Source organism: Bradyrhizobium sp. SZCCHNR1043, assembly GCF_032489675.1.
In the GTDB taxonomy this organism is placed as follows: Bacteria; Pseudomonadota; Alphaproteobacteria; order Rhizobiales; family Xanthobacteraceae; genus Bradyrhizobium.
The window spans coordinates 65871-87117 of record NZ_JAUEYN010000007.1; the positions used below are offsets into that span (position 1 = coordinate 65871).

Consider the following 21247-nt stretch of genomic DNA (forward strand, 5'->3'; position numbering starts at 1 on the left):
GCCGGAGCTCCTCATGACTCGCCGCCTGCTGCTCGCTCTCGTCGCCACCACCGCGCTGGCCGCCCTGGCTGTCGGCAGCGCCCGAGCCCGCGACGTGCCGAAAATCGCGACAGGCTTCATCGCCAGCGTGCTGTGCTCGGAGACCTTCGTCTCCGGTCTCGACCCGGACCGCACGCTCTCCGAGACGCGGGCCGCGATGCCCGGCGCCGGCCTGCTGAGCTGGGCGATGGATGTCCGCGTCGATCGCGCCGCCAAGGATGTCACCGTGACCCTGCTCGGGCTCGGCCGCAGCCATGCGGTGTTTCGCGACGGGCTCGGCTGCCATATGGATCATGGCGAGAGTCCGGACTGGCCGGCCATCCGGCCGTCCCAGCCGGCCTTGCTGCCCGGCACCGCTCTGCCGCACGGCGTGGCGCCGGTGACACCGGCGCTGACTGCGGCGCTCGATCGCGCCTTTGCCGAGCCGGAGGTGCCGCCGTTCCGGCGCACCCATGCCGTCGTGGTGATGAAGGACGGCAAGGTCATCGCCGAACGCTACGCGCCGGGCTTTGCGGTCGACACGCCGCTGCTCGGCTTCTCCGCAACCAAGTCGATGACCGCGACCTTGATCGGCATTCTCGTCCGCCAGGGCAAGCTCGCGCTGCATGCGCCCGCGCCGGTCGCGGCGTGGCAGAACGAGAGCGATCCGCGCCATGCCATCACCGTCGATCACCTCCTGCGCCACACCGCCGGGCTCGCGCTCGGCAGCTCGCTGCAGGCCTCGTTGGTGTCGGCGCTCGAGCCGGTCAACCGCATGAAGTTCGTCGAGCCCGATCGCGCCGCCTATGCCGAGTCCATCCAGCTCGAAACCACGCCGGGCGCGGCCTGGAACTATCACGATGGCAACACCATCATCCTTTCCCATCTCATCCGCGATGCCGCCGGCGGCAGCGCCGCGCACGTGCTGCGCTTTGCGTATCGCGAGCTGTTCGATCCGCTCGGCATGACCAGCGTCACGATCGAGTTCGACGCCGCCGGCACGCCGGACGGATCGAGCCAGATGCTGGCGTCGGCGCGCGACTGGGCGCGGCTCGGCCAGCTCTATCTCGACGACGGCGTCGTTGCCGGCCGCCGTGTTCTGCCTGCGGGCTGGGTCGACTATGTCGGCACGCCCACACCGAACGCCTTCGTCGGCATCGGCGCCGGCTTCTGGACCAACAGTGGCGACAGCTTTGGCGCCAACTACCGCAGCTCCCATGGCTGGCCGCGCGACGCGTTCTTCGCCAAGGGCACGCTCGGCCAATATGTCATCGTCGTCCCGTCGGAGCGTCTCGTCATTGCGCGTTTCGGGCGCACCGTGAACTGGCCGCCGGAGGCCGACGGCGTGGCACAGCTCGTGAGCGACGTGATCGCGGCGACCCATGGGGAATGACGCATGCGCTACGCTCTCCCCAGCGCGGTGGCCTGCGCGACGCGATCGAACCGCTCCAGCGACAGGATCGCATCGGCGAAGCTCTGCGCGCGGCTGCTCAGCACCGGCCGCGCAAGCGTCAGAAACTTGTCGCTCATCGCCTGCGCCGACGGAAACGAGGTCGGCTCGCCCGAGGGATCGTCGTGCAGCCGCTCGTGCACGCCGTCTTCCGTGGTGATGGTGACGCGCGCGCCGAACGGATGGCTGCGGCCGACCTCCAGCCTGTCGTCCTGCACGACATCGAACTTGTCGGCGAGCGCATTGATCGCGGTGTCACCCAGCCTGACGTAGTCGTCCCAGCCGAAGCGGCCCTGGTCGAGCGCCAGCGCGCCGGTGAAGAACATCGAGAACTGGCCGCCGACGATCGAGGTCGGATGACGTTTGGTCGCGGCATCGCCCGTCAGCGTGATGCCGTTGCGATGCAGGCCGATCTCGATGCGCTTGACCTGGTCCGGCGTCAGATTGTGCTCGCGGCGCAGCGCGATGATGGCGTCGATCGCTGCATGGGTATAGCGGCAGCTCGGATACGGCTTCACGCCGATCTTCATCGTCTCATAGGTGGAGCCGAGCCCGGCGACGGCCTTGTCGTGATGCGGCGCGTCGGTGTAGCCGACCAGAAGACCGTGCTTGCCCTCGACGGATTCGATCGCGCCGACGAAGTCGTTCTTGGCGAGCGTCGCCGCGATCACGCCGTTCATCGCCGACGCGCCGACCTGATAGCGCTTGTTCCAGGCGCCGTTGACGAGAAACTGCAGCGAGCCCGCGGCCTGGCTGCCGGACACGCCGAAGGCGTAGATCAACTGCTGCTCCGACAGCCCGAACAGCTTGCCGGCGGCGGCGGCCGCACCATAGGTGCCGGCGGTCGCGGTCGGATGGAAGCCGCGGGCATAATGCGAGGTCGGGTCGAGCGCATTGCCGAGCCGGCAGCACACCTCATAGCCGGCGACGATGGCGGTCAGCACCTCGCGGCCGGACGCGCCGACCATCTCGCCGACGGCGAACGCGGCCGGCACCACCGGCGCGCTCGGATGCAGCGAGGAATCGGCGTGGGTGTCGTCGAAATCGAGCGAATGGCCCATCGTTCCGTTGAGCAGCGCCGCCACCGCCGGCGTCCAGGTTCTGTTGTCGCCGAATACGGTCGCCTCGCCCGCCGCATCGAGCTTCAGCGCCGCCAGCATCTTGACGATGGACGGCGTCGATTCCGCCTCGCGCCGGGCCCGGATGGCGCTGCCGAGGAAGTCGAGCGTCAGCACCTTGGCGCGGTCGAGCACCTCGGGCGGGATATCGTCATATTTCAGCTCCGCGACATAGGCGGCGAGCGTTGCGGTTTCCTGGGCCATCGTGTTTCCTCGCATCGTTGCAATGACCGTAGGCAAGCCGATTCCGCCTTTCAAGCCGGTTCGGCCGGGTGGGGAGCTGCCATGCCGGGATCGCGCTGGTGCTGTTCGAGGTGAGCGACTGAATGATGTCCTTGAAGCGGCTGTTTGGCCGGTTGCGCGCCCGCAAGGCGCCGATGTCGCTGGCGGTTCGCGGCACGGTGGCGGCGACGCTTGCCTTCGCCATCGCCACGGCTTTTCAATTGAAGCTGCCGCTGTGGGCGGTGCTGACGTCGCTGATCGTGACGCAAGGCAGCGTCGGGCGCTCGCTGAAGGCAACGCGCGACTACATGTTCGGTACCATCGGCGGTGCCATCTATGGCGGCGCCATCACGGTCTTCATCCCGCATTCGGGCGAGCTGCAACTGCTCGGCATGCTGATCCTGGCGGTGACGCCGCTCGCTTTCGTCGCCGCGATCAATCCCAGCCTCAACGCCGCCACCGTGACGGCGGTCATCGTGCTGCTGGTGCCGACGATGGGCCATCTCGATCCGCTCGGCTCCGCGATCGACCGCGTGTTCGAGGTCGCGGTCGGCGCGCTGACCGGCCTCGCCGTATCGTTCATCGTGTTGCCGTCGCGCGCGCATGTGCAGATGCGTGCCGCGGCGGGGCGTCTGCTCGAACTGATTGCAGCCGCCTTCACCGAGCTGCTGGCCGGCCTGTCGCGCGGCCGCGACAACGACGCGCTGCATCAGATTCAGGACGGCATCGGCACCGCCCTGACCGAGTTGAACGCGACCGGCGCCGAGGCCGAGCGCGAGCGCTCGGCGCGGCTGTCCTCCGGCGCCGATACCGGCCCGCTGCTGCGGACGATCCTGCGCCTGCGCCACGACGTCGTGATGATCGGCCGTGCCAGCGTGGTGCCGCTGCCATCCGAGCTGCAGGCGCGCTTGTCGGGACCGGTGGCGCGCGTCAGCGATGCCATCGCGAGCTATCTGCGCGGCTGTGCCGCGGCCATCCGCAACGGCTCCGGTCCGCCGCCGATCTGGCCGATCCACGTCGCGGTGAAGGCCTATGCGGAAGAGGTCGCCGCCGTCCGCAGCGACGGTCTCACGCGGGGCCTGCCGGGTGACGCCGCCGAGCGCTTCTTCGCACTCGGCTTCTCGCTGGAGCAGATGCGTCAGAACCTGATCGACCTCGAGCGCGTCGTTGCCGAATGGGCGGGCGCGTCGACCGGGAAGCCGCATCGACCGGAGCGCGACGAGACGCCGGATACAGCGGGGGCCTGATCTCCTCATCGCGACAACCGCAGGAAGCGCAGCACCAGCAGGGCCGCATAGATGGCGGTGCCGATCGACAGCCCGATCCAGATTCCAATCGCGCCGAGCTTGGTGTGCAGGCCAAGCACGTAGGATGCGGGAAAGCCGATCAGCCAATAGCCGAGCACGGCGAGCAGCAGCGGCACGCGCGTGTCCTTGATGCCGCGCAGCGCGCCGACCGCGATGGTTTGCAGCGCATCGGTGATGAAGAAGGTCGTGCCGACCAGGAGCAGCGTGGCGGCGAGTGCCGCAGTCGCCGCGGCATCGGCGAGGCCGGCGCCAAGAAACAGCTGCACGATCTCGAACCGCGCAAGGATGATGCCGAGCGTGAACAGCATGGCAAGGACGAGGCCGAGCAGCATCGCCATCAGGCCGGCGCGGCGCACACCGTGCGCATCGTTGCGGCCGGCCGCATGACCGACGCGCACCGTCGCGGCCATGCTGATGCCGAACGGCACCATGAACAGGATCGCCGTGATCTGCAGTGCAATCTGATGCGCGGCGAGAGCGGCCGTGCTGATCAGTCCCATCAGGATCGCCGCCGCCGAGAACAAGCCATATTCGAGCAGGAACGACAGCGAGATCGGAGCGCCGATGATCAGGAGCTGCCGCATCAGCCGCCAGTCGATGCGCCCGAGCCGGGCCAGGACATGATAGTCGCGGAACGGCGGGCGCAACGCGGCGAACCACAGACCGGCAAGAAACGTTCCCAGGTTGACGGTCGAGGTGGCGAGGCCGACGCCGGTCAGGCCGAGCTGCGGAAAACCCCAGTGGCCATAGAGCAGCGGATAGACCAGCAGCGCGTTGAGCGGGATCGCGGCCAAGGTGATCCAAAGCACCGGCTCGGGGCGGTTGACGGCGCCCATGAAGCTGCGCAGCGCCAGGAACCACAGCATCGGCGCAATGCCCCAGGCGAGGCCGGCCAGATAGTCCTGCGCGAGATGCGCCACGCCCGGCGCCTGTCCGAGTGCGAGCAGGATGACCTCGCCGTTCAGCGCGATCAGCATGATCGGCAACGCGATGAACAGCCCGGCCCACAGCCCGACGCGCAGCGCGCGCCGGACCAGCCCGGCATCGGCCGCGCCGAACGCCTGCGCGGCGAGCGGCGCCACCGCGGACATCAGACCCATGCCGAAGGTGGAGCCGACGAAGTAGACGGTGCCCGCTAACGCGGCCGCTGCAACGGCATCGCCGCCGAGACGGCCGATGAAGGCGAGATCGGTCGACATCATCGCGATCTGCGACAGCTGCGTCAGCGCCATCGGCGCGGCGAGGCGGACCGTCTCCCAGAGTTCGAGCGCGAGAGAAGGTGTCGGCGCCGCCGGCGGCGGCGCGTGGTCGGTTCCGGCTGTGGAGGTCATGATCGAGGCTATAGCAGTCCCCGCAGTGTCGTGCACATCACGCCGTCGTCGTCATGGGCGGTGCGAGATGCGAGCGTCGCGGCAACATCATCGTTGGAGCTTGGGTTCGCGACGTCGGCCATCGCGGACTGCTCTCGTGCCGAACCAGATCGGATCGGACGGCCACACACGTTCCCGCGGCACGGCGTGCCCGGGTGATGCTCGATTTGCTCCCCTCGAACAGGAAGAGGGGCAGGGAAGGCCGGGTGCTTGACCACACCCATGGCCCGCCTGCAAAAGAAGTAGCAGGCGGCAGTCACCACAGGTGGGCCGCACATCCGGCCTTCCCTGCGCCATGGTTGGAACGGCTTATACGTACTCTCCCCGGGGACCGAGCTTGTTTGCCCCCGTCACCTTGCGGATCGCCCGCCGGCTTGACCTCAGCATCGGGAGGCCAGGACCATACGATTTCGCCGTACGCGGCCGCTCCTTCGTCCACGCGCCAGCCTCGAGGAAACCTCAAGTGCGCGCTGTGAGCTGCCGCATCCATCGCATCCCACCCTCAACGTCCGTGACGATCGCGAAGCGCCCCTCTCATGAGGACGGGATGGGTGCAGTATTTCTGACTTTCGGAATAAAAGCAAGCGTAAAATTCGGAAAAGCGTGAATAATGAAATCGCGGCTTGGCTGATAGCTCCGCAGTTCGATGTGTTCACCGTCATTGCGAGCGCAGCGAGGCCAGTCAGATTGCCTCCGCGGAGCTCCGGATTGCTTCGCTGTGCCCTCGCAATGGCGGCGGGGAGTGAGTGAAACGCTTGCGCGAGATCAGGCGGGCGGCGCGACCTGCCGGAGCATCGCTTTCACGACGAGGCGGTGAAACGGCTTGATGACGGTGAGATAGACGCGGCCGAGAACGTTGTGGGTCTGCACCAAAGTGGTCGCTGTCACCTGCGACGTTGCGCGATGAGAGGAGACGTCGACCAGGACGCGAAAGTCCAGATGCTTGTCGTCGAAGCCGAGCACGAGCCGTGCCGGCGTTTCGTCGACGACCGGAAACATCCCGATCAGAGGACGTGGGTTGTCTGGGTCCGCGCCCGAGGTCTTCAGACCGAAGGGCCTGACCAGCAGGTTGCGGAGCTTCAGGAGCGCCGCCATCCACCGAGGCGCGTGGCCGAGCATGCGCTCGGCCGCCGTGCGGGCATCGATGTCCGGCTCGTCAATCGTGATGCGAAAGGCATCGGCGAACTCTGCGCCCGCGAGCCATCTGGTACGGTCGATGTTGGGAGTGATCTCGCTGATGGCCATGTGCAGTGAGCCTCACATGTCACGGTTGTGCCCGCGCTGTGCGCGATGCGGAGCATCATCGCACGCTCATGTTCGCGAAGCCAGCGCGCGAATGGCATAGCGCTACGGCCGGTCATTCGTCATTGCTTCGCTTCGCGCCTCACTCGCAACGACGTCGGAGAAATGCTGCGTGAATGGCGCTACCGCCCGCGTTCCGGCACGCGCGTGATCTTGGCGCCGAGCGCGTTCAGCCGCTCGTCGATGCGCTCGTAGCCGCGCTCGATCTGGTCGGCATTGTCGATATACGAGGTCCCCTCGGCGCACAGCGCGGCCAGCAGCATGGCCATGCCGGCGCGGATGTCGGGGGAGACGACGCGGGCGCCGCGCAGGCGGCTCGGGCCGGCGACGATGGCGCGGTGCGGGTCGCACAGCACGATGCGCGCGCCCATCGAGATCAGCTTGTCGACGAAGAACATCCGCGACTCGAACATCTTCTCGAACATCAGGATCACGCCCTCGCATTGCGTGGCGGTGACGAGTGCGATCGACATCAGGTCGGCGGGAAAGGCCGGCCAGGGCTGGTCCTCCAGCTTCGGCACGTGGCCGCCGAAATCGTCCTTGATCCGCAGCGTCTGCTCCGAGGGCACGATGAGGTCGTCGCCGGCAACCTCGCAGACGATGCCGAGCCGCTCGAAGCCCATGCGGATCGAGCGCAGATGCTCGGTGCCGGCGCGCACGATGCGTAAGGGAGAGCGCGTCACGGCGGCAAGGCCGATCAGCGAGCCGACCTCGATGTGATCGGGCTGGATCGAGTAGCTCGCCTGGCCCAGCGTGCTGGCGCCATGGATCACCATCGTGTTGGTGCCGATGCCCTCGATGTTGGCCCCGAGCGCGACCAGGAAATGCGCAAGGTCCTGAACGTGCGGCTCGGAGGCGGCGTTGCGCAAGTAAGTCGTGCCGTGGGCGGCCACCGCGGCCACCAGCGCGTTCTCGGTCGCGGTGACACTGGGCTCGTCGAGGAAGACGTCGGCGCCCTTGAGGCCGGAGGCGCGCAGCTCGATCTTGTCGGTCGCGGTGACGGTGGCGCCGAGCTGCTCGAAGGCGAGGAAATGCGTGTCGAGGCGGCGGCGGCCGATGACGTCGCCGCCTGGCGGCGGCAGCGCCACTTCGCCGCAGCGGGCGAGCAGGGGCCCTGCCAGCAGGATCGACGCGCGGATGCGCGCGCAGAGGTCCGGATCGAGGTCCGCGGCGCGGATCTCCTTGGCATGGATCGTGAGCCTGTTCCGGCCGCGCCATTCGGCGGAGGCGCCGACCGAGCGCACCAGCTCGACCAGCGTCTCGGTGTCGCGGATGCGAGGCACGTTGTCGAGCGTGACCGGATGCTCGGTCAGCAGCGCGGCGGCGATGATCGGCAGGGCGGCGTTCTTGTTGCCGGACGGCTCGATCGCGCCCTTGAGCCGGTGACCCCCCTCGACGATGTACTGAATGGGCGCCATGCGCGAAAAGTCCGTTCTGAGATGGTGATTCGCCCGGGGACCGGCGAAAGCGGAACATCGATCTTCAACGGAATTAACACGGAAGGGACGGGCAGGCCACTGCTCCGCAGACTCAGGGTACGCCTGGTCGTCTATCGCGCCAGTGCGCGGTATCCTCGGGCTGGACGTCGCGACTACACGTCCACGTTCGCCGAAAGCGAGTTGTCCTGGATGAACTCGCGGCGCGGCTCGACCACGTCGCCCATCAGCTTGGTGAAGATGTCGTCGGCCTCGTCGACCTCCTTGACCTTCACCTGCAGCAGGGTGCGCGCGTCGGTGTCGAGCGTGGTCTCCCAGAGCTGTTGCGGGTTCATCTCGCCGAGGCCCTTGTAACGCTGCATGTTGATGCCCTTGCGGCCGGCATCGGTGACCGCCTCGAACAAATCGACCGGGCCATGGATCACGGTCTGGACGTCGCCACGGCGCAAGGCGCCGGGCTTCGCATAGGCCTCCTGCAGGCGGGCCGCATATTCGTCCAGCTTGCGGGCATCGACGGACGCGAGCAATGCGTCGTCGATGACTGCGACGTCCTTGACGCCCCGCACGGTGCGCTCGAAGGTGAAGCCCTGGCCCTCGACGAAGTGGCCGATCCAGCCGCGCTCGACCTCGTCGGCCAGCACGTCGAGCCGTTTTGCGATGTAGGCGGCCGCGGCGTCCGCCGTCGGGATATCGCGGGTGATGTCGGGGCGCAGCACGCCGGCGATCGCGGCCTGCTCGACGACCTTGCGGTCGTAGCGCGTGTGCAGGTTGCGCAGGATGTTGCGGACGAGACGCGCTTCCTCGACCAGCGCCAGGAGGTCGCGGCCCTTGCGCTCCTCGCCTTCCGCCGTCTTGAACACGCAATCGTCAAGGCCGGTACCGATCAAATAGTCCTCGAGCGCGCGCTCGTCCTTCAGGTACTGCTCGGACTTGCCGCGCGTCACTTTGTAGAGCGGCGGCTGGGCGATGTAGAGGTGGCCGCGATCGATGATCTCGCGCATCTGGCGGTAGAAGAAGGTCAGCAGCAGCGTGCGGATGTGGGCGCCGTCGACGTCGGCGTCCGTCATCACGATGATCTTGTGATAGCGCAGCTTATCGATCGAGAACTCGTCGCTGATTCCGGTGCCGAGCGCGGTGATCAGGGTGCCGATCTGCTCGCTCGACAGCATCTTGTCCGGGCGCACGCGCTCGACATTGAGGATCTTGCCGCGCAGCGGCAGCACCGCCTGGAACTCGCGGTTGCGGCCCTGCTTGGCGCTGCCGCCGGCCGAGTCGCCCTCGACGATGAACAGCTCCGACTTGGCCGGATCCTTCTCCTGGCAGTCGGCGAGCTTGCCGGGCAGCGAGGAGACGCTGAGCGGGCTCTTGCGGGTCAGCTCGCGCGCCTTGCGCGCGGCCTCGCGTGCCGCCGCGGCCTGGATCACCTTGCCGACGATGGTCTTGGCCTCGCCCGGATGCTCCTCGAACCAGGCGGCGAGCGCCTCGTTCAACACGTTCTCGACCACGGGCCGCACCTCCGAGGACACCAGCTTGTCCTTGGTCTGCGACGAGAATTTCGGATCCGGCACCTTCACGGAAAGAACGGCGGTGAGACCCTCGCGACAGTCGTCGCCGGTCAGCGCGATCTTTTCCTTCTTCGCATTGGCCTCGGCGTAGCCGTTGACCTGGCGCGTCAGCGCGCCGCGGAAACCGGCGAGATGCGTGCCGCCGTCACGCTGCGGAATGTTGTTGGTGAAGCACAGCACGTTCTCATGATAGCTGTCGTTCCACCACAGCGCCGCTTCCACGGTGATGCCGTTGACCTCCGAGCGCACCATGATCGGTGCCGGGACGATCGCCTTCTTGTTGCGGTCGAGATATTTGACGAACTCCTCCACGCCGCCGTCGTAGCGCATCTCTTCGCGCTTCTCGACCGCGTGGCGCATGTCGGAGAGCACGATGTTGACGCCGGAATTCAGGAAGGCGAGCTCGCGCAGGCGATGCTCGAGCGTGGCGTAGTCGTATTCGACGTTCTTGAACGTCTCCGTCGAGGCGAGGAACGTCACCTCGGTGCCGCGCTTGCCCTTGGCCTCGCCGACCACCTTCAGCGGCGCAATCGCGTCGCCATGGGCGAACTCGATGAGATGCTCCTTGTTGTCGCGCCAGACCCGCAGCTGCAGCTTGCTCGACAGCGCGTTGACCACGGAGACGCCGACGCCGTGCAGACCGCCGGACACCTTGTAGGAGTTCTGGTCGAACTTTCCGCCGGCATGCAGCTGGGTCATGATGACCTCGGCGGCGGACACGCCTTCGCCCTTGTGGATGTCGACCGGAATGCCGCGGCCGTCGTCGCGCACGGTGACCGAATTGTCCGGATTGAGCACCACCTCGACCGCAGTGGCGTGACCAGCCAGCGCCTCGTCGATCGCGTTGTCGACGACCTCGTAGACCATGTGATGCAGGCCGGAGCCGTCATCGGTGTCGCCGATATACATGCCCGGGCGCTTGCGCACGGCATCCAGGCCCTTCAACACCCGGATCGATTCTGCGCCGTACTCGTTCGCGGTTGCAGGCTCGTTGTCGGCGATGGTTTGCCGGGCGGGTTCGGTCATGTGGGGCCTTCGGAAGGGGTGGTCGAATCGGCATTGCAGATCGCATGCCGAGAGCGCTCTTTCTCTCACGAAAGAAGCCACGCGCCTAGCGCAAAGTGGCCCGTCGTAAGACATTGAAGAGATAGCGCTTTTTAACGGTTTTTCAAGGCCTGGCGAGGGTCGTTTTCGTCCCCTCCGAAAGCCGGATTCTGGCCCTTCTCGCGGCTGGTTTTGAGGCGTGCAGCGGGGCGCTTTCGCGTGCGATTCAAGGCACGAGTCACGCGTGACGCGGCAGGCGCCTCCTCAGTAGAGCGGGAGCGGCAGGGCGGTGCCACCCGGGCCAACCATCAGGCCCGAGGCACGCCGGCGGCGAGCTCCAGCGTGTCGCTCACGGCGGGCCGCCGGGCGATCTTCAGTCGCCGACCTTGCCGAGCACGGGCATCGCTCTGGCTCTCGGCAGGGATGTGGGGCTCGTCGCCGAGCGCTTGGGCGCCGGCAGGTGCCTGCCGTCCAACGACAGCTCCTTGAACCGGCGAACTGACAGGTTCAGCGGCGGAGCGAGTTACCGCCGCGCGCTGATCCGCCCCGCCTCGACGTCGAAGATCTCGCCGAGCTCGCGTAGTTCGGCAAACGCCGCGGGATCGGCGCCGGTCAGCCATACCTGGGCACCGAGCGTGCCCAGCTCGGCGAACAAAGCGGTGCGGCGGCCGGGATCGAGATGGGCGACGATCTCGTCGAGCAGCAGCATCGGCACGATGCCGGTGGTCTCGGCCACCAGCGTCGCATGCGCAAGGATGAGGCCGATCAGCAGCGCCTTCTGCTCGCCGGTCGACGCGTCGCGCGCCGGCATGTTCTTCGGCGCATAGACGACATGGAGATCGGTCAGATGCGGGCCGTCGAGCGTGCGGCCGGCGGCGGCATCGCGCGCGCGATTGTCGCGCAGGACAGCGCGATAGCGGTCCTCCACCGCGAGCGCGGGTTCGGTCAGCAGCGCATTCTCCATCCAGCCGTCGAGCGCAATCTCGGCGGACGGGAACGCGGAGGCAGCACCGCGCTGACGCAGCATCGCAGCGAGCTTCACCGCGGTCTGGCCGCGGCTGGCAGCGACGGCGACCGCGAGCTCCGCAGTCTCGCGCTCGATGGCGTCACACCAATGGTCGTCGAAATTGCGCACCTCGAGCAGCCGGTTGCGCGAGCGCAACGAGCGCTCCAGCGCCGACACCCGGCTCGAATGCGCGCTGTCGATCGCCAGCACCAGGCGGTCGAAGAAGCGCCGTCGCTCCGATGCCGCGCCCATGAACAGGCCGTCCATCGCCGGCGTCAGCCACACCATGCGGATGTGGTCGCCGAAGGCGGCCGCCGAGCCGACCGGCTCGCGGTCGATGCGGCAGCGGCGCGTGGTGTTCGCATCGCTGCGCGGCGGCTCGATGCCAGTGCCGAAGGTCGTCAGCCCCAGCGCGCCCTCGACCTCCGCCGAGACCGCCCACGACCCGTCGCCCTGGTTGTCGGCGACGTCCTCCAGGGTGGCGCGGCGCAGGCCGCGGCCCGGCGCGAAGAACGAGATCGCCTCCAGGCAATTGGTCTTGCCGGCGCCGTTGGCCCCGACCAGCGCGACCATGTCCGCCTGCACGCTGACGCTGGCAGCGCGATAGCTGCGAAAATGCGTCAGCGCGAGGCGGTTGATGCGGGAGGGGGTCATCGGGAGGAGCTGGGACCTTGATTCGTCATTGCCGGGCTTGACCCGGCAATCCATCGTCCGCGTCAGCGGACTATTTCATCATATAGATCGCGCCAGTCAGGATTGCTCGCGACGATCAGGTCGATCTTCCATTCACGCGACCAGTGCTTGATATTCTTCTCACGCTGCCGCGCCGCCGCGATTGTTTCATGCGTCTCGAAGTAGACGAGGCGCTTGATGCCATAGCGGCGCGTAAAGCTCTCGGCGAGACCTTCGCGGTGCTCATAGACGCGCCGGACGAGATCATTGGTCACGCCGACATACAGCGTGCCGCCCGGCTTGCTCGCGAGAGTGTAAACCCAGTAGGCCATTTGTAAGGATGGATGGCCGGGTCAAGCCCGGCCATGACGGGTTAAACTCGATCTCGCAGCAGTCTCGCCTCACACCCGCATCGGCATCAGCACATACAGCGCGTTGCGGTTGTCGCGGTCCTGGATCAGCGTCGGCGAGCCCGGATCGGCGAGCCGGAGCACGGCGACCTCGCCCTCGATCTGCGCGGCGATGTCGAGCAGATAGCGCGAGTTGAAGCCGATATCGAGCGCGTCCGAGGCGTACTCGACCTCGAGCTCTTCGGTCGCGCTGCCGGAATCCGGGTTGGTGACGGAGAGCACCAGCTTGCCGGGGGAGAGGGCGAGCTTCACGGCGCGGCCGCGCTCGGAGGAAATGGTGGAGACGCGGTCGACGGCGGCGGCGAAATCGGCCTTGTCGACGACCAGCTCCTTGTCGTTGTTCTGCGGAATGACCCGGCCATAGTCCGGGAAGGTGCCGTCGATCAGCTTCGAGGTCAGCACCACCTGTCCCAGCGTGAAGCGGATCTTGCCTTGCGACAGCTCGATCCTGATCTCGCTGTCATTGTCCTCGATCAGCCGCTGCACTTCGCCGACGGTCTTGCGCGGCACGATCACGCCCGGCATCTCGGCGGCGCCGGCAGGCTGGGGCAGGTCGACCTGGGCGAGGCGGTGGCCGTCGGTTGCAACCGCGCGCAGGGTCGGCTGCTTGGCGGTGCCGCCGGCGTGCAGATAGATGCCGTTCAGGTAATAGCGCGTCTCCTCGGTGGAGATCGCGAACTGCGTGCGGTCGATCAGGCTCTTGACGTCCTTGGCGGGAACCCCGAACGCATGCGTCATGTCGCCCGCGGCGAGATCCGGGAAGTCGCTCTCCGGCAGGGTCTGCAAGGTGAACTTGGAGCGGCCGGCGCGGATCGCGAGCACTGCGCGCTCGCCGTCGCTCTCCAGCACGATCTGCGAGCCGTCCGGCAGCTTGCGGACGATGTCGTAGAACATGTGCGCCGGAACGGTGGTTGAGCCCGCGGTGGCAGTCTCGGCGGCCAGGGTTTCCGTCACTTCGAGATCGAGATCGGTCGCGCGCAGCGACAGCCGGGCATTCTCGGCGCGGACCAGCACGTTACCCAGGATCGGGATGGTGTTGCGCCGCTCGACCACACGATGGACGTGGCCCAGCGACTTCAGGAGCTGTGCGCGTTCGACGGTCACCTTCATTGCACTATACCCGCCCGTTCCAACTGAGCTTGTCCTGGAATGCCGGCGGGCTGAGCAGCGCCGCGGCCGATGGCACCTCGCGCCCGAACGGCGCTTGGCCAGCGTCCAGGAGCGTGAGGGGGAGGCGTAAAGTGGCGCGGATGAGGCCCGAGCGCAAGGGATGGCGGGCCGATTTCCCACGTTTCGGCAGGTGCTTCCGCGATCCGCAGGCCGGGTCCGAGAACGACGTCCGAGCATGACGTCCGAGGACAGCGTCGAAGGGCCGGGACAACGGCCCGGCTGGGGGCGAACCTTCTGTCCGCTCCCCTGGCCGTGCGTGCCGTCTAGTCCTGCAACTGGCGCTTGAGCGACTCGACCTCGTCGTTCAGCGCGATGTCCTTGCCGACCAGCGCTTCGATCTTGCGCACCGCATGCAGCACGGTGGTGTGATCGCGTCCACCGAAGCGGCGGCCGATCTCGGGCAGCGAGCGCAGGGTCAGCGTCTTGGCGAGGTACATCGCGACCTGGCGCGGACGCACCACGTTGGCGGTGCGGCGCGACGACAACAGGTCGGAGCGGCTGACGTTGTACTGCCGCGCCACGACGCGCTGGATGTCCTCGATCTTGATGCGCTTCGGTTCCTGCGGCCGCACCAGGTCGCGCACCTCGCGCTCGGCCATGTCGAGCGTGACCGGCTGGTTGTTGAGCTTGGAATGCGCCAGCAGGCGGTTGATCGCGCCTTCGAGATCGCGGCCGTTATGGGTGATGGAGCGGGCGAGATAGTCGAGCACCGGCTCCGGCACGTCGAAGCTCGCATGATGCGCGCGGGCCGCGGCGACGCGCGATTTGAGAATGCCGAGGCGCAGATCCTCGCCGAGCGAGCCCATCTCCACGACGAGGCCGCCGGCAAGCCGCGAGCGGACGCGATCATCGAGGCTTTCGAGGTCGGACGGCGGCCGGTCGGCGGCGATCACCACCTGACGCCCCGCGTCGATCAGCGCGTTCAGCGTGTGGCAGAACTCGGCCTGGGTCGATTTTCCCTGCAGGAACTGCAGGTCGTCGATCACGAGCACGTCGATGCCGCGCAGCGCTTCCTTGAAGGCCAGCGCGGTCTGCGATTTCAGCGCCGCGACGAAGCCGTACATGAATTTCTCGGCGGTGAGGTACAGCACCTTGCGCTCGCCGCCGGCATTGCCGGCCCAGGTGACGGCCTGCAGCAGATGCGTCTTGCCCAGCCCGACGCCGGCATGAATGTAGAGTGGGTTGAACATCACGGGGTCGCCGCGGCGGCCGTCCGCGACCTGGCGCGCTGCGGCATGGGCCAGCGTGTTGGCGCGGCCGACGACGAAGCTCGCGAAGGTCAGCCGCGGATCGAGCGGCGAGCCGCCGAGCGCGTCATGGCTCGTGGCGAGCGAAGCCGCAGCCGACGCAGTTCGCGTGTCGGCGCTCGTCGCCGGCCTGTTGTCGTTGCGCTCGGCCCGGCGGGCTTCGACGGCGACGGGGGCTTCCTTGACCGGCGTCGCGCAGCGCATTGCGGTGCGAACAGACAGATCGATGCGATGCACCTCCGGCATCTCGGCCTGCCAGCACGACAGCACGCGCTCGGCATAATGCGCCTGGATCCAGCTCTTCAGGAAACGCGTCGGCACCGACAGATGGACGCTTTCGTTCTGAACGGCCTCGAGGTCCATGCGGGCAAACCAGCTCGTATAGACGTCCTCGCCGACGGTCGAGCGCAGCCGCCCCTTCACGCGAGACCAGCGATCCTGTTCCGAATTTGTCATGGCAGTCGCAACTTTTCGAATTGAGTGGTGGTGTCGTGTGATCGCCGGGCAGACGTCCCGTGAAAGGACACGTGTGCCGCAGCGAGACCTCGAGCGGTGGCTCAACTCCAGACATGGCTCGCCGTTCGGCGCGGACGCCGTCGGGCCATCAATGCTGGTGGAAGAAGCTTCTCCGCGAGGTCAGCGCATACTCAGATGCGCGATGGACGCGGGAGGGCCGATTGCCGTGCTGGCAATGGCCGGGCTGGAGATGTCGATCACTTCAGTGTTGACCGCCAAGGGTGCGTTATCCGGAACCAGCCTATGGTGTGTGCCCGCAATGTGTCCGTAAAACATGCAACCTCCCCGCCCTGCCGTGATTGCTCACGGCAAGTTGTCATCCCAATGCCGCCGCGCCTGAACCCCAAGATTCAGCCGCACCGCCGTACATCCCGTCCAACTTGTCCACTCGGTGAGCGAAGCCGCCACGAGCTTCAGCCGGGTCGACCGATGTCGTATTTCTCTTGTTCAAAGCGGCGCAACGATGATGCTGCGCCCGAGAAATTTCGACAAAGTTCAGTCGCTCCCCATATTGCTATGGGTACAGATCCGGCCATCGCTTTGGAAAGCGTCGCCAACGCGCACACCGCCGCCGATTTGCACGTCCGCCCCGTTTCTAAAACCGCGCTGGTCTCAAGATCGTGGGCGCCGCGAGTGATTAAAGAAATACACGATGCGTCGGGACTCGCAATCCATAAGATCGGAGCACGCGTTACGAGTCTTCGCGGCGGTTGCGACGCGGTGTTGCGCGTTAAGAAAGCAACGTTTTGAATCATCGCGAGGAATCTCGGATGTGACAAACAACATCGTCTGCCCAAAATTTCTTCATAATTTTTTTATGTTTCGACCGGCCTCACCCGCTTTTCCAATCACTTGGTCGCGCTATGCACTTAAGTCATTTTCGAAACGATGTTTTTCGCGATTGCTCGAAGCGGGTAACTCCCGCGATGCGCGGTGCGCAAAGTGAGCGGCGCATCGCGCGCTCTTGACAGCGATGCGCAAGCGCGGCGCGCAGATTCGCAGCTGTTTCAGATGAGACAATATTGTCACTGCGTAAAAATACGGAACTTCACGTAGTTCCGACGGAACCTGTGTCAGGCGCGCACGATATCGCGCGGGTTCCACCACGCGCGAAGATCGTATTCGCGATGCGATATCACCATCAAGATGTGACCATCAAATGGAGAAGGCGCGGCGAGCGATGGAGGAATGCGCGACAGCGGAACGCGCAATTGAAGACGGCACAAAAGAAAAGCCCGGCGCGAGCCGGGCTGTTTGCATCTTGATAGTTCGTCAGCCGCGCGATCGCGTCACTTCGCGAGCTTGGCGATCTGATGCGTGAGCCGCGACACTTTGCGGCTCGCGTTGTTCTTGTGAATGATGTTGCGCTGCGCGGCGCGCATCAGCTGCGGCTCGGCGTTGGCCATCGCCTTCAGCGCAGCCTCGCGGTCGCCCTTCTTGATCGCGTCCTCGACGGAGCGAACCGCGCCGCGCATCTGGGTGCGGCGCGACTTGTTGATGATGGTGCGGCGGGCAATCTTGCGCGTCGCTTTCTTCGCGGAAGTCGTGTTGGCCATGCTCTCAAATATCCTTCGGCGGCGAGCAGTCGCCGCTCTTGCGGGTACGCGCGCGGCCCGCTTGACGCGGCCCCATCGACGCGGTGGGTTGTTCGGACGCCTCTCTGAGAATGCCATGACCGGAGCAGTTGCTCGGCGGATCGGCGCTGCTCAAAGAACAGCGGCGGCGGGATTGCGCCCACCGCCATTGGCGACCTTATAGGGGCAGGCCTGGCGAGCGTCAACGGTCTCGGAGCGCCCCGCCGCGGCTGGAATCGGCCAAAACCCGGTTCTAAGCCCCTGACGAGGTTGAATTTCTGCGGGGCCCCCGCTATGGCCTTGCTGCCCGAGAGGGCGTGCGAGAGAGGGCAGGTGAGGCATGATCCGCGGTTTTTTCCGTCTGGTGGGGCTGTTGCTGCTGGCCGGAAGCTTCATCTTCCTGGTCTATGACGGCGCGCGCTGGGTGGCCGACCAGACCCTGCAGTTCACCCGGTTCGGCCAGCTCTGGAACGACGTCCACCAGGCGAGCCAAGCCGCCTTCAAGGCCTGGATCGAGGCCAAGGCCCCGTTCTTGTGGGAGTGGATCGTCAAGGTGTTTTTGGACCAGCCGGTGTTTGCGGTGCTTGGCCTGCTCGGAATCCTGCTGATGCTGCTGTTCCGGCCGCGCAAGCCGCTGATCGGCTATGGACGCGACTGAGCGCGGCGGTTCGTCTCGCCGCGCCGGCAGCAGTACTGGATTCCGCTCGGAGCGTGACGCGGGAACCGCTGGCGCGGCGTAACGGCGCTACTGCTCGTCCCGTAGAGCCCTATATATTCCCCTGACAAGAGGTCATCGCGCCGTGGGCCGTCCCGCGGGCGCTGGCCATGAGCGGAGACATCCCATGTTCTTCATGCGCAAAGCCCCTGCCATGCCGTCTGCCGCCGAGGCGCTGCCCGGCCGCGCCCTGCCGATCCCGACCGCCGCGACGCATTTCGTCAACGGTCGCCGCCTGTTGCCGCCCTATCCGGACGGCCTCGAGCAGGCCGTGTTCGGGCTCGGCTGCTTCTGGGGCGCGGAGCGCAAGTTCTGGCAGCTCGGTGACGGCATCCACGTCACCGCCGTCGGCTATGCCGGAGGCCATACGCCGAACCCGACCTACGAGGAGGTGTGCTCGGGGCAGACGGCGCATACGGAGGTCGTGCTGGTGGTGTTCGATCCCAAGATCATGTCCTACGAGCGCCTCTTGAAGACGTTTTGGGAGAGCCACGACCCGACCCAGGGCATGCGTCAGGGCAACGACGTCGGCACGCAATATCGCTCAGCGATCTACACGTTCAGCGATGCGCAGCGCGAGGCGGCCGAGGCGTCGAAGGCGGCCTACGAGTCGGCGCTGCGCGCCAAGGGGCTCGGAGCGATTACGACCGAGATCGTCCCGGCGGGGCCGTTCTATTTCGCCGAGGATTATCACCAGCAGTACCTGGCCAAGAATCCGGCCGGATATTGCGGCCTCGGCGGCACTGGCGTCGCGTGCCCGATCGGTGTCGGCGTGAGCGCATAGGCCGGGCCGAGCGCGCCCGATCACCGTGAACATCGGATCCCTCTCCCACGCCGTGGGAGGTGGATTTTTTTCCGGGCCGCTTTCACCGCGGCCCGTTTGCGACGGGGGGACTACACGCGCCAACGGTTTGTTAACCTTAACCGCGCATGACTAGCGCACATCCTCATTCAAGGATTGTTCGAGTGCGCGCGTTGTTTGTTCCGGTCATTACCGTCCTGTCCGCGATCCTGTTGTCGGGCTGCATGCAGACGATCTCCCCCGTCGCTGCCGTCCAGCCGCAGAGCGATCTCGACGCGATGGCCTATGGAACGCCTTCCACTGGCCCGGTTGCCGCCACCGGGCAGGGTGGAGCGATCCCTACATTGCGCAACTCGTTCGCTGCCGCCACCCGCGCAGACGCCTATGTCGTTCCCGCCGGCTATGCGCCGACGCGCCGCGACTCCGCCTATCATCTCGATGCCGGCGACAAGCTGCGCGTCGTCGTCTACGGCCAGGAGGGTCTGACCAACACCTATGCGATTGATGCGTCCGGATCGATCACGATGCCGCTGATCGGCAGCGTGCCGGCGCGCGGCCGCACCACCGCCGGCCTCGCCGCCGAGATCACCGCCAAGCTGCGCAACGGCTACATCCGCGAGCCCTCGGTGGCGGTCGAGATCGAAGCCTATCGCCCGTTCTTCATCCTCGGCGAGGTGCAGGCGCCCGGCCAGTATCCTTACGTTCCCAACATGACGGTCGAGAGCGCGATCGCGATTGCCGGCGGCTTCTCGCCGCGGGCGCGGCGCGACGTCGTCACCCTGACCCACACCGATGCCTCCGGCGCCGCGCGCTACGAGGTGCCGCTCGGGACCTCGCTCAAGCCGGGCGACACCATCCAGGTCGGCGAGCGCTGGTTCTGACCTCCATAGGAATCGCTGCACGCTCGCGATGACGCGTGGCGCAGAACGATGCGCCCCCCTCTTCTTTCATCGTTGCGAGCGAGGCGAAGCAATCCAGAGTCGCACGCGACGCTCTGGATTGCTTCGTCGCTTCGCTCCTCGCAATGACGGTGGTGCGGTGATCAGCGCAGATGCTGGGCAAAGAACGCCAGGCTGCGCGTCCAGGCGAGGTCAGCGCTCGGCTGGTCGTAGCTGGCGCGCTCGTCACAGCCGAAGCCGTGCTGGGCGCCGGGGTAGATGAAGATCTCGACGTCCGGCCGCTTGGCCTTGATGGTCTCGACGTCGCTTAAGGGAATGCCCGCGTCCTTCTCGCCGAAATGCAGCTGAGTCGGCACCGTCGGCTTGTCGTCGGCGAACCGCGCGACAGCGCCGCCATAATAGCCGACGGCGGCGCGGAGGCCCGACAGCTTGGTCGCAGCCGCATAGGCGATGCTGCCGCCGAGGCAGAAGCCGATGATGCCGACCGGCCCGACATTCTTCACGACGTCGATTGCGGCCTGGGTGTCGCGCAAAAAGGCCGCCCAATCCGGATTGGCGACGAACTTGCGCGCGACCGCGATCTCGTCGGGCGAATAGCCTGAGGTGAAGCCGGGCTCGACGCGGTCGAAGATCGCCGGCGCGATCGCAACGTAACCCTCGGCGGCGAGGCGGTCGCAGACGTTGCGGATGTGATGGTTGACACCGAAGATCTCCTGGATGACGACCAGCGCGCCCTTTGCAGTTCCGGTCGGATCGGCGCGGTAGGCGCCGAGCTGGAAGCCATCAGATGCCGTCAGCTTGATGTCTTGTCCCACGTTCTGTCCTCTTTGCGGTCGTCAGGCGCGTGTCAGCGCCACATCCAGTTGGTGCCGTAGTCCTCTTTCCAGCCGGTCAGCCGTCCCCTGCGGAACTTCAGGTAGAGGCGGTGATGGTGCGAGACCAGTCCGCTGCCGCCGAGATTGCGCAGTGCCAGAAAGGCCTCGTTGCCGGGCGTGCCGTTCAGATAGATCAACGGCTGCTCCAGCACGCGCGATGTCTCACCGACATCCATGCCGAAGGCAAGCGGCGTGACGTTGGATGACGTCGCCGTGAAAGGCGCGTCGGCGACGCCCAGCGTCTGCCCTGCCGCGGCAGGGGGAACGGCCGACAGGCTCGGCAGCATGGCCGCAGCCAGGCACAGCGTCATACGTGCGGATGGTCTCATGGGCTGAAATCTCCTTTCGCTGTCGGCGTTGGCTGCACCTCTTCCTAGCGTGCCCGGCGCCATCAGCCCAGCATCGTTCGCGCTGCACAACGTAAAATGCCAATTCAATTCGCAAGCCGGCGGTCAAATCCCGTTGCGTCGTCGTGGCAACGCGATCATTCTTATGATGGCTGGCATCTATCCGGTGGGTCCCAGCGAAT

General features: G+C 66.4%; 18 protein-coding genes. 6 read left to right on the forward strand and 12 right to left on the reverse strand.

The genetic code is table 11. From position 1 onward, the window contains the following. Window positions 1-13: 13 nt before the first annotated feature. A complete protein-coding gene (locus QX039_RS13705; protein ID WP_315773309.1) occupies window positions 14-1411 on the forward strand; it encodes a serine hydrolase in 1398 nt (465 codons plus the stop codon). A gap of 8 nt (window positions 1412-1419) precedes the next feature. On the opposite strand, the gene QX039_RS13710 is transcribed toward QX039_RS13705, so the two are convergent. Further along, the gene (locus QX039_RS13710) at window positions 1420-2790 is read right to left on the reverse strand and encodes an MmgE/PrpD family protein (RefSeq protein WP_315773307.1); all 1371 of its coding nucleotides are present in this window, start codon (window positions 2788-2790) and stop codon (window positions 1420-1422) included. Between the two features lie 122 nt (window positions 2791-2912). Here QX039_RS13710 and QX039_RS13715 point away from each other — a divergent pair, with 122 nt between their 5' ends. Beyond that, window positions 2913-4055 carry an FUSC family protein gene (locus QX039_RS13715; RefSeq protein ID WP_315773305.1) on the forward strand — a complete coding sequence of 381 codons (1143 nt, stop codon included), beginning with the start codon at window positions 2913-2915 and terminating at the stop codon, window positions 4053-4055. A gap of 5 nt (window positions 4056-4060) precedes the next feature. Here the strand turns inward: QX039_RS13715 and QX039_RS13720 are convergent, their stop codons facing one another. The 8 genes from QX039_RS13720 to dnaA all read right to left on the reverse strand — a co-directional run bounded on the left by QX039_RS13720 (window position 4061) and on the right by dnaA (window position 15793). Further along, window positions 4061-5446 (reverse strand): MATE family efflux transporter, encoded by a 1386-nt coding sequence (locus QX039_RS13720; protein ID WP_315773303.1) that lies wholly within the window; start codon window positions 5444-5446, stop codon window positions 4061-4063. Window positions 5447-6250: 804 nt separating this feature from the next. Continuing rightward, window positions 6251-6730 (reverse strand): DUF2867 domain-containing protein, encoded by a 480-nt coding sequence (locus tag QX039_RS13725; protein ID WP_315773301.1) that lies wholly within the window; start codon window positions 6728-6730, stop codon window positions 6251-6253. A 179-nt stretch (window positions 6731-6909) separates the two neighbouring features. Beyond that, a complete protein-coding gene (murA, locus tag QX039_RS13730) occupies window positions 6910-8205 on the reverse strand; it encodes a UDP-N-acetylglucosamine 1-carboxyvinyltransferase (RefSeq protein ID WP_315715017.1) in 1296 nt (431 codons plus the stop codon). Window positions 8206-8378: 173 nt separating this feature from the next. Next, window positions 8379-10814 carry a DNA topoisomerase (ATP-hydrolyzing) subunit B gene (gyrB, locus tag QX039_RS13735; RefSeq protein ID WP_315735528.1) on the reverse strand — a complete coding sequence of 812 codons (2436 nt, stop codon included), beginning with the start codon at window positions 10812-10814 and terminating at the stop codon, window positions 8379-8381. A 541-nt stretch (window positions 10815-11355) separates the two neighbouring features. Beyond that, window positions 11356-12492, reverse strand: a complete 1137-nt coding sequence (gene recF / locus QX039_RS13740) for a DNA replication/repair protein RecF (protein ID WP_315735526.1) — start codon at window positions 12490-12492, stop codon at window positions 11356-11358. A gap of 62 nt (window positions 12493-12554) precedes the next feature. After that, window positions 12555-12842 carry a GIY-YIG nuclease family protein gene (locus QX039_RS13745; RefSeq protein WP_315773299.1) on the reverse strand — a complete coding sequence of 96 codons (288 nt, stop codon included), beginning with the start codon at window positions 12840-12842 and terminating at the stop codon, window positions 12555-12557. A gap of 69 nt (window positions 12843-12911) precedes the next feature. After that, the gene (gene dnaN / locus QX039_RS13750; protein WP_315735522.1) at window positions 12912-14030 is read right to left on the reverse strand and encodes a DNA polymerase III subunit beta; all 1119 of its coding nucleotides are present in this window, start codon (window positions 14028-14030) and stop codon (window positions 12912-12914) included. A gap of 323 nt (window positions 14031-14353) precedes the next feature. After that, on the reverse strand, window positions 14354-15793 hold the full coding sequence (gene dnaA, locus QX039_RS13755) for a chromosomal replication initiator protein DnaA (RefSeq protein ID WP_315735520.1): 1440 nt from the start codon (window positions 15791-15793) through the stop codon (window positions 14354-14356). Window positions 15794-16282: 489 nt separating this feature from the next. Here dnaA and QX039_RS13760 point away from each other — a divergent pair, with 489 nt between their 5' ends. Then, complete coding sequence (locus QX039_RS13760) at window positions 16283-16603, forward strand: hypothetical protein (RefSeq protein ID WP_315735518.1); 321 nt, start codon at window positions 16283-16285, stop codon at window positions 16601-16603. Window positions 16604-17142: 539 nt separating this feature from the next. On the opposite strand, the gene rpsT is transcribed toward QX039_RS13760, so the two are convergent. Further along, the gene (gene rpsT / locus QX039_RS13765; RefSeq protein WP_012047584.1) at window positions 17143-17409 is read right to left on the reverse strand and encodes a 30S ribosomal protein S20; all 267 of its coding nucleotides are present in this window, start codon (window positions 17407-17409) and stop codon (window positions 17143-17145) included. Between the two features lie 358 nt (window positions 17410-17767). On the opposite strand from rpsT, the gene QX039_RS13770 reads away from it, so the two are divergent. From QX039_RS13770 to QX039_RS13780, 3 genes are all read left to right on the forward strand, one after another. Then, entirely contained in the window at window positions 17768-18085 is a 318-nt protein-coding gene (locus QX039_RS13770) for a hypothetical protein (protein WP_315715027.1), read from the forward strand. A 184-nt stretch (window positions 18086-18269) separates the two neighbouring features. Further along, on the forward strand, window positions 18270-18926 hold the full coding sequence (msrA, locus tag QX039_RS13775) for a peptide-methionine (S)-S-oxide reductase MsrA (protein WP_315735512.1): 657 nt from the start codon (window positions 18270-18272) through the stop codon (window positions 18924-18926). Window positions 18927-19108: 182 nt separating this feature from the next. Beyond that, window positions 19109-19825, forward strand: a complete 717-nt coding sequence (locus QX039_RS13780; RefSeq protein ID WP_315735510.1) for a polysaccharide biosynthesis/export family protein — start codon at window positions 19109-19111, stop codon at window positions 19823-19825. Window positions 19826-19986: 161 nt separating this feature from the next. Here the strand turns inward: QX039_RS13780 and QX039_RS13785 are convergent, their stop codons facing one another. Continuing rightward, window positions 19987-20658 (reverse strand): dienelactone hydrolase family protein, encoded by a 672-nt coding sequence (locus QX039_RS13785; RefSeq protein WP_315735508.1) that lies wholly within the window; start codon window positions 20656-20658, stop codon window positions 19987-19989. Between the two features lie 32 nt (window positions 20659-20690). Further along, the gene (locus QX039_RS13790) at window positions 20691-21005 is read right to left on the reverse strand and encodes a hypothetical protein (protein WP_409998078.1); all 315 of its coding nucleotides are present in this window, start codon (window positions 21003-21005) and stop codon (window positions 20691-20693) included. Window positions 21006-21247 lie beyond the last annotated feature (242 nt).